Source organism: Desulfobacter sp., assembly GCA_028768545.1.
Lineage (GTDB): Bacteria > Desulfobacterota > Desulfobacteria > Desulfobacterales > Desulfobacteraceae > Desulfobacter.
In genome coordinates this window covers 4,023,304-4,036,491 of sequence record CP054838.1, presented here as the reverse complement: position 1 = coordinate 4,036,491, position 13,188 = coordinate 4,023,304, and the positions used below count along the sequence as shown (strand labels likewise).

The following is a 13,188-nucleotide window of genomic DNA, read 5'->3' as shown; positions in this document are numbered from 1 at the left end:
GTAAAATCCTGACCCATTGATCCCTGACAGACTCCATCCAGTGAAATCCCCATGCTCAAGTCAATTCCCGGTATTTGGACCGGTTAAAAACAGATGAGAAACCCAAATCTTTTCAACGGTCCCCACCCCATGGGGCCAGATCTGAGAAAAATTAATTCTTGACAAACATACTTTCAATGAATAAAAAAAATATTAGTAAATTTTAATTTTTAAAAAAATACTGTCTTTATTTTATAAATATTTAAAATATAGGGAACAATCAACATGGAAAAAGATCCCAGCCTGGATGCACTTGATCGAAAATTGATTCGCCTTCTCACCGTTGACGGCCGTATTCCGGTGAAAAAGCTTGTTGATACACTGGGAATAACAAATCCCACATTAAATTCCCGGATGAAAAATCTGATCCGCTCGGGCTTGTTGAAAATTTCAGGACTGATTGACCCTTTCAGGACCAAAAACCTGATCATGGCCCTGGTGGCCATCCAGATCAATGACGACACCAAGCTTGGCAGGGCATTGGATGAAATTGCAGAACTGGACGAAGTTCACTGTGCCTACTCGGTCACAGGCAGGTTTGATATTTTTGCCGAGGTGGTCTTTTCAGAAGGAATGGAATCTTTATACCGGTTTGTTTCAGAAAAACTGCCGGCCTTGGGATATATTGCAGACAGTGAATCCTTTGTGGTGATGAAGGCCAAAAATAAATGGATCATGCTGCCGGAAAATTTAAAGAACTGGAGCCTATAGCAGCCCATAGGATATAGATGATGACGATTTTAAAAAACAATTTACCCCCCCTTGGCAAATCAATTTATGATCTAACCCTTGATCTGGTAGGGATTCAAAGCGTCAGCCGCACAAAAGGGGAACGGCGCATCGCAGATCATATCCAGGAACGGCTGGCAAAACTGGATTATTTTAAACAATACCCGCAACAGCTGATATCCTGCCCAATGGGCAACACAGACCAGCGAAACATCCTGGCCCTGGTACGGGGAAAAAAGGATCCCAGCGACCAAACCCTCTTGTACCTGGGGCATATGGACACGGTGGATGTAAAGGAGTACAAGACCCTGGAACCCCTGGCCTGTGATCCAGATGGACTGATGAAGGCCTTGGAAAAATGTGATCTTCCCGATGAGGTCTCCGAAGATCTTAAATCCGGCCGATGGCTTTTTGGCCGGGGGACAGCAGATATGAAAACCGGTGTGGCTGCACTGATCTGCCTTTTGGAAAAAATCGCTGCAGCCCCGGATACCTTTTCCGGAAATATTGCTCTCTGCCTGGTCTGTGATGAAGAGGCCGATTCCCAGGGAATGATTTCAATGGCCGGCCCGCTTGAGGCCATGGCGGTCAGAGAACACTTAAATTTTGTCGGTGCCATCAACACGGACGTGGTCACCCAGATGGACGGGTCATCCAAGGATAAGCGCCATATGTACCTCGGAGCCATGGGCAAAGCTGTGCCAGGGGTATTTGTCGTGGGAAAAGCCGCCCATGTGGGAGAATCCCTCCAGGGATTTGATGCAAATATGTTTTTGTCCAGGCTCACCTGGCTTGTGGACGGCAACATGGCACTGGCCGACCATTTTAACAAAGAATTCACCCACCCCCCTGTCTCATTGAAACAGGCCGACCTGAAAACCGATTATAACGGTCAGGTTCCCTTTGAGGCCTACGCCTATTATAATATTTTAAATTACAAACGGAATGTATCCCAGGTTATGGAGATATTCCAAACACTTGCAGGCCAGGCATTTGAAGATTGTATGACCCGGCTTGAAACTCAGACCCGCACCTTCTTTGATAAAAACAAGACCACCCCAATGCCTGTCAACCGCAGTTACCGGGTAATGGATTTTTCACAGCTTTGTGCCCATGTCCGGGAACACAAGGGCGCAAAAGTTCTGGACAACGCCATGGATGAGATCTGCCAAAGCATGGGGACCTATCCGGAACTAAGGGACCACAGCCTGGCCCTGGTGCAGAAAGTCTGGCATGTTTCGGGCCTGTCCGGCCCTGCTGCCATTATTTTTTTAATGCCCCCGTATTATCCGGCCAATGACCCTGAATTTGAAGATCCAAAATTCAAATGGTTTAACCAGAAAACCTTAGCCGCACTGACCCCTTATCTGGGCCGGACCCAAAAGACACCCTATGATATTCGCCTTGATCGTTTTTTCCCCTTTCTTTCGGATGCAAGTTTCTGCGCCTATACCGAAGGCCGGGAAAACAAGGCGGTATTAGAAGAAAACATGCCCTGCTGGGAGCGGGGCTGGGCAATTGATATTGAAAAAATACGAAGACTGAACATTCCGGTTTTGGATATGGGGGTCCATGGAAAGGATTTTCACAAGTTGTACGAACGGGTCCATGTGCCTTATTCCATGGAAACCCTGCCGGGGCTGATCCAAGCGGTGACCCTGGAACTTTTGAACCCAGCACAGGAGGACTTAGATACCCTTTAAACCGGAAAAGAAAGATCGGTATAATTCCATAATTCTAATTTTTTAAAAGGAGCATCCCGCGATGAAAAAATTTTGTAACTCATTTTGTTTTTCAAGCCTGCTGACGGCCCTTCTTGTATTGGGGCTCATGGTGCCCATGACAGCCTCTGCCAAAACCAAGCTCGTATTGTCCCACTACTCCCAGACCGATACCGCAACCAACGGTATTGCCGCCTCTGCCCTCTATTTTAAAACCCTGGTAGAGGCACGCTCCAACAATGAAATCGAAGTCAAAGTCTTCGGTAACATGGTGCTGGGCAATTGCGTGGAATATACCCGTGAATGTATCAAGGGTGACACCGTACAGGTGGCGGTGCTCTACTCAGGTGCGTTTTCATCCTTTTATCAGGATTACCAGATGCTCAACACCCCGTTCTTATTTGACTCCTACAGAACAGCCTGGAAATTTTTCAACGGTAAATACTTTTCAGATATGATGGAAGACTGCAGGAAAAAAACAGGGCTGCGCCACATTGCTTCCCTGGACGACGGTGGCGGATTTGTGGCCTTTACCAATAATAAACGTTTGATCAAAACCCCTGCAGACATGAAGGGACTGAGAATAAGAACCGAAGAAAACCCGGCTCAAATTGCAATGATTGAATCCCTAGGAGCCAAAGCCGTGCCCCTGTCATGGGGAGATGTCACCACAGCCCTTGCCAGCGGAGTTGCCGACGGACAGTTCAATGCCCCCTACGTCAATGCCTATGCAAAATTCTGGGAAGTGAATAAGTATAGTTCCTATATCGGCCATGTATTCAACTCCGGTGTCTGGGTGGCCAGTGAAAAATGGTTTGCCAAACTCCCTGAAAACCAGAAAACCATTATTTTGACCACCGCCCGTGAGGCCGCAGCCATCGGCCGTGGTGTGGATGCCCAGCAGTCCTTGCTCGATTGGGAAAAGGGCAAAAAACATTTCAAGGATACATATATGCCCGGCACTGACGCCACCAAGGAATGGAAAGATATCCTAAGACCGGCTTTCCTGAATTGGATTACCAAGGATTTCGGAATTGCTGAAGAAAAAGTCAAAGCATTGTGGGCTGAAGTCGACCGTCTGAAAAAAGAAAATGACGACTTTATCGTGAACGGAAAATAGAATTTGATTACAATCAGCGACACCTCCCGGGCCAGGGTTTTGCTCCGGCCCGGGACAATTTTTCGGAGCCATTATGATCTCATTTTTTAACCGCATCAGTGATCTCGCAGACAGGATTTCACTGTTTGGAGCGGTGGTTGCCATCCTGCTCATTCTTGCCATTTCCATTTACGGTGCATTTTTCAGGTATGTGTTAAACGATCCACTGCCCTGGCCTTTGCCTGTGGAACGCTTGCTCATGATATGGGCGGCCCTTCTGGGCATTCCCGCAGCATTGAAGCGGGGCCAGCACATGGGGGTGGAAGGGCTTATCAGCCGCCTGCCCCTAAGGGTTGAAATCGCAGTCCGGTATGTGAACTACTGCATCATTGCTCTGTTTATCGTCTGCCTTGGCTGGTTCGGATGGCTGGAGTTCCTCAACAGCAATGACCTTTATATGATCAGTGCGGATACAAGGATCAGTTCCCGGTGGTTTACAATAGCCGTACCCATCAGTGCCCTGATCCAGGGAATTCACCTGTTAAGCTCCCCTGTAATTATTCGCAGGCAGATTCAGGCCCGCAAAGAAATGGCGGATTAAATTCAAATTCCCAGTCCTTGGTTTTCGATTCCAAGAGGCTCAGGAGGTAAACAATGATTTATGTGGTTCCGTTCTTTTTTATTCTCATTCTGGCAGGCATTCCCATTGTATACGGCATTGGTCTATCAGGCATGCTCGGGCTGATTTCAGGCGGGGGATTTGAATTTTTAAGCATTGTGCCCACCCGTCTTCTGGCCGGGTGCTCAAATTATATTTTGGTTTCCATTCCCCTGTTCATCCTCTGTTCTGAATTTTTGAACCGCAGCGGAATGACCGATAAATTAATTGATTTTGCCCTGAGTCTTGTGGGAAGGTTCAGGGGAGGTCTCTCCCATGTGAATATCGGATCAAGCATCCTGTTTGCAGGGCTGACCGGAACAGCGGTCACCGATACAGCGGCCATCGGAAACATCCTGATTCCCACCATGAAAGAAAAGGGATATGGGGCAGGATATTGTGCGGCAGTTACCGCAGCCTCCTCTGTGATCGGGCCCATTATCCCCCCCAGCCTGATCATGATTGTTTATGCCAGCATGTTCAAGGAAGTGTCTGTTATTTCCATGTTTGCCGCAGGGATCGTTCCGGGCATCATTGTGGGACTGGCCCTTTTCGGTATCTCGGCTTTAATCAGCATTCGCAGAAACTACCCAAAAGAAGCCTCCTATTCCCTGGGCCAGATTTTCAAGGCCGGGAAAAAAGCAATCTGGGCCCTGCTCACCCCGATTATTATTTTAACCGCTATTTTAAGCGGGTTAACAACCGTCACAGAAGCCGGGGGCATTGCAGCACTATACGCCCTGGTTGTGGGACGTCTAGTATATAAGTCCTTAAGCCTTACCCAGATTTATGATTCCCTGGTAAATACGGCAGTGTTGTCCGGGGTGGTCTTTTTCCTGATCGGGGCGGCCAATATCCTGGGATGGGTGATCACATACAGCGGCCTGACCGAAACCATCGGCAATGCCATGATTTCTTTCAGCCCGAATCCAATTGTACAGCTGATCATGGTCAATATTCTCTTTCTGGTGGTGGGAATGTTTCTGGATATCGGTCCGGCCGTTGTGATTCTGGCCCCCATTGTCACCCCGGTTATGACCAAGCTGGGGTTTGACCCTTTGCACTTTGCCATGATCATGATGGTGAATGTCAACATAGGAAATGCAACCCCTCCCATGGGCATGTCTCTTATGGTGGGGTCCCAAATCGCCGGGGTTCCCTATGAAACGGCCATGAAAGAAGTGACCTGGTTTCTTCTGGCGGAAATCTCAGCGTTGCTCCTGATTTCCTATGTGCCTGCCCTGACCCTCTGGGTGCCGACCCTGCTGGGACTCTCCTGGGGTTAAAATGGATCCAAAACGACTTGTCCGTGACAGGCGGCACGCCTTAAAGACTCCCCGTCTTGAAATCGATCTGAACAAGATCCGCCACAATAGTGCGGCCATTTCCACGATGCTGGGGCTTCGGGGAATCAGCCTTACCGGGGTGACCAAGGTCATGATGGGGGAACCTGCCGTGGCCCGGATGATGCTGGAAGGCGGCGCCAGGTTCATCGGAGATTCCCGGCTGGAAAATATCCAAAGAATGATACACGGCGGTATACGGGCAGATTATATCCTGATCCGCTCCCCCATGCTCAGTCAGGTAGATGAGGTGGTCAGCCTTACCCATATGAGTTTCAATTCCGAAATCAGTGTGATACGGGCTTTGTCCGAGGCCGCCCTCGACCAGAACCGTTGTCACAAAATCCTGCTCATGGTGGAACTGGGGGATCTAAGGGAGGGGGTACTGCCCAAGGACCTTGCCGGGCTTGTCAAACAAACCATCGGCCTTAAAGGTGTCCGGCTGGCCGGTATCGGCACCAATTTGGCCTGCCTGTCCGGGGTGATGCCCGTACAGGAACGGATGGTCTTTTTTTCAAACCTTGTCAAAAAAGTATCTAAACGATTCAGCCTGAACCTGGAATTGATCTCCGGGGGTAATTCTGCAAATTATACCTGGCTGACCCAAAATTATGACTCCGGCTGTATCAATAACCTGCGCATGGGTGAGATGATATTTACCGGCTGCAATATCCTGACCGGGGAACCTGTGCCATGCCTGTACCAGGACACCATCCGCCTGGTGGGTGAGGTGATTGAATTTAAAATCAAGGATTCAAAACCCAAGGGACCTGTGGTAAAAAATGCATTTGGACAGCGCCCGAAATTTGAAAACCAGGGCCGGATGGCCAGGGCCATTCTGGGGCTGGGCCGCCAGGATGTGAATGCCAATGGGCTGACGCCCTTGGATGATGTCTCCATTATCGGTGCCTGTTCAGATCACCTGGTGTTAGATACCCATAAATTTCACCCGCCCATTGGCCATGAATTCAAATTCAGCCTCTCATACGGGGCTTTGCTTTCGGCCATGACCTCTCCCTATGTGAAAAAGGTTTTCCTTGCCCGGCCGTTAAAATATTAACCCCGTCTCAAAATTTTTGGTTTCCCGGCCATATCCCATCATTTCGATCATGAACCCAAGACGGTAAAGAAAGAAAGAATCATTTATAGATAACATTGTTCTTGACAGAAAGCTTGTGTTTTTTCTACACCATACAAGGAAGGTCAACACTCTGTTTTAACCTTTGGGGGCTGAAAATGAAAAAACGATTCAACGCATTGTTCGTCCTGGTTATCGTGGCAATTGCCGTTGTTGGGTCCATGCTTACCTTTCGGTACAACACCTTTACCCCCAAACCCGTTGACACAAAAATCGTTTCACAAGACCTGGTCTATTTTCAGGAATCCTGGGAAGACTGCAAAACCGCCTTTATTCAAACCGCCCGGGCCGCGGCAGAAAAATATCCAGACACACAAATCAATGCCCTTAAACTTGCAAGCCCCTCCCAACCAGGCCTGACCATTGATTATTGTCATATTCCCGCCCAGAAAAACCCCAAACGCCTTCTGCTATTAACTTCCGGCATCCATGGGGTGGAAGGATTTGTGGGCAGTGCGGTTCAGCAAATGTTTATGGACCAGATCCTGGACCGGGTCAATCTGGATGAAACCGGGATTCTGCTGATCCACGGCATCAACCCCTATGGGTTTAAAAACAGGCGCAGGGTAACGGAAAACAATATTGACCTCAACCGGAATTGCTCTGTTGATAAAGCCCTGTACGAATCTGTAAACAAGGGATATACCGATCTCACCCCATGGCTGAATCCCCAAAAAAAGGTTGGGCTCAAATCCATACCCAACTTGTTTTTCTTTGTCCGGGCTCTGGGCCAGATGGCATCCCTGAGGCAGGCCATTTTACAGGGGCAGTACCAATTTGAAACTGGAATCTATTTTGGCGGCAAGCACCTTGATTCACCCATCACCGCAGTTACGCCGCTGATCCGGGAAATGGCTGCCCCCTATGATACGATTTTCTGTATAGACCTGCACACCGGCTATGGTGAGCGGGGCACCCTGCATCTTTTTCCCAGCCCCATGGAAGAGGGCCCGGTCAAACAGAAGATCCAGACCCTTTTCAAGGGATACTCAATTGACTGGGGGGATGACAAAGACTTTTATACGGTCACCGGAGACTTTACCGCCTATGTGGGGGCGATCATGCCTGAGAAAACCCATTTGCCCATGGCCCTTGAATTCGGGACCCTGAACAGCCAGACCACCTTTGGTGCGGTCAGGTCCCTGCAGAATGTCATTCTTGAAAACCAGGGCACCCATTTTGGATATGAATCTGAACACGAGAGGATAACCGTCCAGACCCGATTCCTGGAGGGGTATTACCCCTCATCTTTGGCCTGGCGGACCCAGGCAATCCAGGATGCCCGCATGGTCTTATCACAAGCGGTTGCGGTGTATTCAGCCATGCCCTGAAAAAAGCCATCACCCGGCTTGGGATCAAAAGACCATCTCCTCTTTTTTTATCTGAAAAAACAGGGAATAGAACACCGGCACCACAATAAGGGTCAGGCCTGTGGCCACCAAAAGCCCTCCCATGATGGTGGCGGCCATGGCTGCAAAAAAAGGATGAAACAAGAGCGGGGCCATGCCCAGAATGGTGGTGCCGGCAGCCATGGTCACGGGCCGCAGCCTGGAAATGGTGGCATCCAGCACGGCCGGATAACGGGATTTGCCAGCCCTGATCTCCTCTGCCACCTGGTCTAAAAGCACAATGGCATTTTTAACCAGCATGCCGGTAAGACCCAAAAATCCGAGAATGGCCATGAACCCAAAGGGCAGGGAAAAGGCCAACAGCCCAAAGGTGACCCCCACCAGGGAAAACGGGATACACAAAAAAATCACAAAGGCCTCACGAAGCCCGTTGAACAAACAGACCACTAGAAAAAACATGGCCAAAAGGCAGACCGGAAACAAGGATTTTATGGCCGCCTGGCTTTCAGCGCTCTTTTCAGACTCTCCTCCCCAGTCAAGGGAGACTCCCAAAGGCAGTTTTAAAGATTCAAACATGGGACGGACAAGGGCCTCAAGTTCCTGGGCCTGGCCCCAGGCAGGATCGCACTGCACCGTGATGGTGGGCATGCGGTTCCGCCGCCGGATCAAGGGCAGTTCTTCTGCCAATTCCAGTTTTTCCACCACCTGCCCCACGGGCAGGTATTGGTTCAGCACTGAACTAAAGACCTGGATCTGACTGAACTGATTCCCTGAAGCCCTCTCTTTGACTGTGGGCCTGGACACGATGGGAATCATTTCATCACTCTCCTGGTACAGACCCATGGTAATGCCGGAATAGTTCCAGTCAAAGGCCTGGCTTACGTCCTTTCTTGTAATCCCGGTTCGACGACCCTGGGTCTCTGTGAATACCGGGTGGAGCACTTTAACAGGCTGACGCCAGTCATCTTTAATGTTCACGGCCCGGGGCAGGGTGTGCAGCATCTCTTTGGCCTGGCCTGCCACCTTGCGCAGGGCGTTAATGTCCGGCCTCCGGAACCTGGCTTCCACGGCATAGGGAACCGGCGGGCCCTCCTTGAAGCGCTGGGCCTTGAACTCAGAATCGGGAAATTCCGTTTTTATATAGGTCCGGATTTTTGGCAAAAGCCCCTGCACACGCCTGTAATCATCCACCTGGACCAAAACCTGCCCATAGCTTGTGTTGGCAGACTGGTAGTCATAGTTGAGCACAAACCGCAAAGAGCCTTCTCCGATAAACGAGGTGGCCTGGGTCACGCCTTCAAGATCTTGAACAAACCGGCTGATCTTTTGAATATCTTTTTCCACCTCAAGGATATGGGTTCCCTGGGGGCGCCAATAATCCACAAAAAACTGATTCCGGGTGGATTCAGGGAAAAAATACTTGGGTACGGCCTTAAATCCTGCCACGGATGCTGCCAGCACAAGGACCAGAATCACCAGGGTGATAATCCTGTTTTGGATACACAGATGTAAAAACCTGCGAAATTTTTGATAAAAAGGCCGGTCATAGGGATCCTTGCCCGTATCGGAGGTCGGCTTTAAAAACCGGACGCAGAGCACCGGGGTAATGGTCAGGGCAAAGACCCAGCTCAACCCCAGGCTAATGGCCAGAACATAAAAAAGAGAACGGCTGAACTCCCCTCCGGCACTTGGGTTGAGCCCCACGGGTACAAAGGCCATTATCGCCACCAGGGTCGCCCCAAGCAAAGGCCAGATGGTGCTCTGGATGGCGATTTTTGCAGATAATGATTTGGATTTGCCCCGGGCCAGGCAGATGAGATAGACATCCGTGACCACAATGGCGTTGTCCACCAACAGGCCCAGGGCCAGGACAAGGGCACCCAGGGAGATGAGCTGGAGGGTGATATCGGCCATGAACATGCTCACAAAAGTCGCCAGAATGGTTAAAATCAGCACAGCGCCTATGAGCAGCCCTGCCCGAAGGCCCATGAAAAACAAGAGCAGGACAATGACAATGACCACGGCCTCCACCAGATTTGCCATGAAATCATCCAGAGACCGGGTCACCCTTGAGGCCTGAAAATTGATAATATCCACTGCCATACCCTTGGGTTTCATGGGTTCCAGGCGCTTGATCTTTTCCATGACCCTCTCCCCCATGTGGACCACATTGCCCCCTTTTTCCGTGGATACCCCAAGCCCCACAGCAGGCTGACCGTTGAAAAGCATCTTATTGGATTCAGGGTCTTGATACCCCCTGAAAACCCGGGCAATATCCCCCAGCCGGAACAATTTCCCCCCTTTGCCCGCAATATAGAGATCAGCAATGGCCTTTTCCCCGGAGATGGAACCTGTGGTGGAAAACCGGATATATTCCGAACCATGTTTGACCTTTCCTGCCGGGGTCACCATGTTCTGGGATGCCAGGGTGGCAAAAATCATATCCGGAGAAATCCCCAGCTGGGAAAGGCGGGAGCTGGGAAATTCCACATAGATCACCTCGATCTGGTCCCCCCAGAGGTCAATCTTGGCTACATCCTCCACCAGCAGCAGTTCCTTTTTCAGGTATTTGGCATACGTTTTCAGTTCCCGGCTGGAAAACCCTTCTCCTGAAATGGCAAAATATATCCCGTATACATCCCCGAAATCATCCTTGACCATGGCAGGCCCAGCCCCGGGGGGAAGATAAATTGCCGCATCATTGACCTTGCGCCTGAGTTCATCCCAGATCTGGGGAATCTGGGACGAGCCGAACTCAGGTTTGATCTCGGCATAGACCAGTGACAGGCCTTCCTGGGAGATGGATTTGACATAATCCAGCTGGCCCAGGCTCTGGACGGCCTGCTCAATTTTATCTGTGAGCTCTTTTTCCACCTCCAGGGCAGATGCCCCTGAATAGGGGGTCACAATCAGGGCGGTTTTAATGGTAAAATCAGGATAGGCCAGCCGGCCCAGTTTCTGATAGATCACAAGCCCGGCCAAGGCCACAAGGGCGGACAAAAGAATACTGATGATCCGGGTAGAGAGAACTGCCTGTGCAAACTTCATCCTGGGTTACATTGCCCCCTTTTTTTCGGGAAAATCAAATTGAACGGCTTGGCCCTGACGGATAAATGCCGCGCCCTGGGCCACCACCAGATCCTCTTTTGACAGCCCGGTCATCACCCGGACCTCATCTGAACCGTCCAGGGACTCAAAGGTAATGGCCTGGCGGACAGTGATTTTTGTCTTTGGATCAACACAAAAGACATGGGCGGAATTTCCCGCCACCCCCATCAGACTTTTCAAGGGAATGGCCAGATTCGTTTCAAAGGCGTTTACATCATTGGACATGAGAAAAATTTCAGCGGTCATGCCGGGAAAAATCATATCTTTGGAATCAGGAGACACCGTAAATACAAACTCATATGTGCCGGTGGCCTGGTCTGCCCGGCTGGAGTATTCAGACAGCACTGCCGGGTATCGGCGGTCACCGGTGGTGAGAAACCGGGCAACAAAACCTTGGGAAAAAAATTCACCGTCAATATTCCCGGCCTGGCCCAGAATATTTCGGACCTGGATTTCAGGAACGTCCACAGGAATTTCCAAAGCGGAGATATCCTCCAGCATCATCACAGGCGCCCCCTGGCGGACCATTTCATGGGCATTGGGCAAGCGTTTGGTCACCATCCCGTCAAAGGGGGCAACCAGCCGGGTGTCGTCGAGCTGATCCCGGGCGATGGCAAGGCGGACCCTCAACTCTTCAATGCCTGCTTTGGCCGTCATGATATCCTCTTTTCTGGCCCCTTTTTTATCCCGGGCCAATTGCTCATCCAAGGCGGCCACACGGGCCTCAAGCCCTTGAACATTTGTCTTGGCCCGGTCATAGGCCTGTTCGGACACCGCCTGGTTCTGATAGAGGATCTCATGGCGTTCAAGTTCTTTTCTGGCCAGTTCCAGATCAGCCCGGGCCGCAGCAAGGGAGGCCTTGATGATCCTGATATCCTCGGGCCTGGCACCGGTTCTCATCTTCAAAAGACCGGCTGTTGCTGATTTAAGCTGACTTTCCACCACCCCAATCTTCCGGCGGTAGTCCCGGTCATCCAGTTCCAAAAGCAAATCCCCTTTTTTAACCCGGTCTCCGGGGCTGGCATGGATTTTCAAAAGGGGGGCTGAAACCCTGAAAAACAAGGTGGCCTGGGTGGCGGCCCTGGCCCTGCCCGGCAGGGTGATAACCGCTCCCTGTGTGACAGGCCTTGGCTGAATCACCCCCACGATTCTGGATATGGTCTCTTGTTTTTTTTCCAAACCTGACTCGTCTTTGCCCACGGCAGCAGATACCAAATGCTTATCCACAAGATCCCATTGCCAGAACAGGCCTACGGCCAGGCAGAACAAGGATGCTGGAACAGCCAGGCGCCATACTTTTTTTTCTTTCATTGAGTTGCTTCCTTTAAATCAGTAAACCAGGTTTGGGTTTTTAAGGTACCGTGCCCCGTTAAAAAGGTGGTCAACACCAGCCAAGGTGCCTGTTTAGGGGCAAGATCCCCGGCTTCCACCTTTTCCCAGGCGGCAAACAAAAGGCTGTTCATACTGGCAACCAGCCAGGACAGAGGCAGATCCCCTGCCAGGGCCCCCTCTTTTTTCAGATCCAGGCATAATTGCCGGGCATTTTTTTGGTGCCATTCATACCCCTGCCTGACCAAAAGATTTTTTTCATCTTTAATGGATTGTTTAAAATAGGAAGAGACATTAAGGCTGGCACCCAGCGGGACCAGGAGCCTGACAATTCGGACCAGTTTTTCCAAAGCGGACATCTGAGAGTCAAAAACCGGACCCACCGCATCCTTAAGCTGGTCTCCGGCACTGAGTTTAAGCTCGGTCAAAAGGTCGGCCCTGGATTTAAAATGGCGGTAAAGGGTCGCCCGCCCGACATTGGCAGCCCTGGCAATGTCATCCAGTCCGGCATTGCCGTCCTGTGCAATGCAGACAATGGCCTGTTTAATAATCCGTTCCCGGGTTGTCTGATTCATATTCCATCCCAATTTAAACAAATTCATCTCGTTTGATACTTAAGCGTCTCATTTGAGATGATAAAAATACAAGATCTCCGTTTCAAGTCAATCAAATTTT

At 50.4% G+C, this 13,188-nt stretch carries 10 protein-coding genes; 7 read left to right on the top strand and 3 right to left on the bottom strand.

Annotated elements, in window-relative coordinates; genetic code table 11:
* Nucleotides 1–264 precede the first annotated feature (264 nt).
* From HUN05_19545 to HUN05_19515, 7 genes are all read left to right on the top strand, one after another.
* A complete protein-coding gene (locus HUN05_19545) occupies nt 265–750 on the top strand; it encodes an Lrp/AsnC family transcriptional regulator (protein ID WDP87049.1) in 486 nt (161 codons plus the stop codon).
* A gap of 17 nt (nt 751–767) precedes the next feature.
* A complete protein-coding gene (locus tag HUN05_19540) occupies nt 768–2,471 on the top strand; it encodes a M20/M25/M40 family metallo-hydrolase (GenBank protein ID WDP87048.1) in 1,704 nt (567 codons plus the stop codon).
* A gap of 61 nt (nt 2,472–2,532) precedes the next feature.
* Nucleotides 2,533–3,609: a TRAP transporter substrate-binding protein DctP gene (gene dctP, locus HUN05_19535; protein WDP87047.1), complete on the top strand. Its 1,077-nt coding sequence runs from the start codon at nt 2,533–2,535 to the stop codon at nt 3,607–3,609.
* Nucleotides 3,610–3,682: 73 nt separating this feature from the next.
* Entirely contained in the window at nt 3,683–4,189 is a 507-nt protein-coding gene (locus tag HUN05_19530) for a TRAP transporter small permease (protein ID WDP87046.1), read from the top strand.
* Nucleotides 4,190–4,242: 53 nt separating this feature from the next.
* A complete protein-coding gene (locus tag HUN05_19525) occupies nt 4,243–5,532 on the top strand; it encodes a TRAP transporter large permease (GenBank protein WDP87045.1) in 1,290 nt (429 codons plus the stop codon).
* Nucleotide 5,533: 1 nt separating this feature from the next.
* Nucleotides 5,534–6,649, top strand: coding sequence for an alanine/ornithine racemase family PLP-dependent enzyme (locus HUN05_19520; GenBank protein ID WDP87044.1), 1,116 nt, complete (start codon nt 5,534–5,536; stop codon nt 6,647–6,649).
* A 176-nt stretch (nt 6,650–6,825) separates the two neighbouring features.
* Nucleotides 6,826–8,058 carry a DUF2817 domain-containing protein gene (locus tag HUN05_19515; protein ID WDP87043.1) on the top strand — a complete coding sequence of 411 codons (1,233 nt, stop codon included), beginning with the start codon at nt 6,826–6,828 and terminating at the stop codon, nt 8,056–8,058.
* A 24-nt stretch (nt 8,059–8,082) separates the two neighbouring features.
* Here HUN05_19515 and HUN05_19510 read toward each other — a convergent pair whose 3' ends face one another.
* From HUN05_19510 to HUN05_19500, 3 genes are read right to left on the bottom strand one after another with little or no spacing between them, the layout of a single operon-like run.
* On the bottom strand, nt 8,083–11,124 hold the full coding sequence (locus tag HUN05_19510) for an efflux RND transporter permease subunit (GenBank protein WDP87042.1): 3,042 nt from the start codon (nt 11,122–11,124) through the stop codon (nt 8,083–8,085).
* A 6-nt stretch (nt 11,125–11,130) separates the two neighbouring features.
* Nucleotides 11,131–12,495: an efflux RND transporter periplasmic adaptor subunit gene (locus HUN05_19505; protein WDP87041.1), complete on the bottom strand. Its 1,365-nt coding sequence runs from the start codon at nt 12,493–12,495 to the stop codon at nt 11,131–11,133.
* Nucleotides 12,492–13,088: a helix-turn-helix transcriptional regulator gene (locus HUN05_19500; GenBank protein ID WDP87040.1), complete on the bottom strand. Its 597-nt coding sequence runs from the start codon at nt 13,086–13,088 to the stop codon at nt 12,492–12,494. The genes HUN05_19505 and HUN05_19500 overlap by 4 nt, the downstream gene beginning before the upstream one ends.
* Nucleotides 13,089–13,188 lie beyond the last annotated feature (100 nt).

Bases quoted from the DNA above. Each gene is read 5' to 3' on its own strand.
- HUN05_19545 (WDP87049.1), top strand. From the start codon at position 265: ATGGAAAAAGATCCCAGCCTGGATGCACTTGATCGAAAATTGATTCGC.
- HUN05_19540 (WDP87048.1), top strand. From the start codon at position 768: ATGATGACGATTTTAAAAAACAATTTACCCCCCCTTGGCAAATCAATT.
- dctP (WDP87047.1), top strand. From the start codon at position 2,533: ATGAAAAAATTTTGTAACTCATTTTGTTTTTCAAGCCTGCTGACGGCC.
- HUN05_19530 (WDP87046.1), top strand. From the start codon at position 3,683: ATGATCTCATTTTTTAACCGCATCAGTGATCTCGCAGACAGGATTTCA.
- HUN05_19525 (WDP87045.1), top strand. From the start codon at position 4,243: ATGATTTATGTGGTTCCGTTCTTTTTTATTCTCATTCTGGCAGGCATT.
- HUN05_19520 (WDP87044.1), top strand. From the start codon at position 5,534: ATGGATCCAAAACGACTTGTCCGTGACAGGCGGCACGCCTTAAAGACT.
- HUN05_19515 (WDP87043.1), top strand. From the start codon at position 6,826: ATGAAAAAACGATTCAACGCATTGTTCGTCCTGGTTATCGTGGCAATT.
- HUN05_19510 (WDP87042.1), bottom strand. From the start codon at position 11,124: ATGAAGTTTGCACAGGCAGTTCTCTCTACCCGGATCATCAGTATTCTT.
- HUN05_19505 (WDP87041.1), bottom strand. From the start codon at position 12,495: ATGAAAGAAAAAAAAGTATGGCGCCTGGCTGTTCCAGCATCCTTGTTC.
- HUN05_19500 (WDP87040.1), bottom strand. From the start codon at position 13,088: ATGAATCAGACAACCCGGGAACGGATTATTAAACAGGCCATTGTCTGC.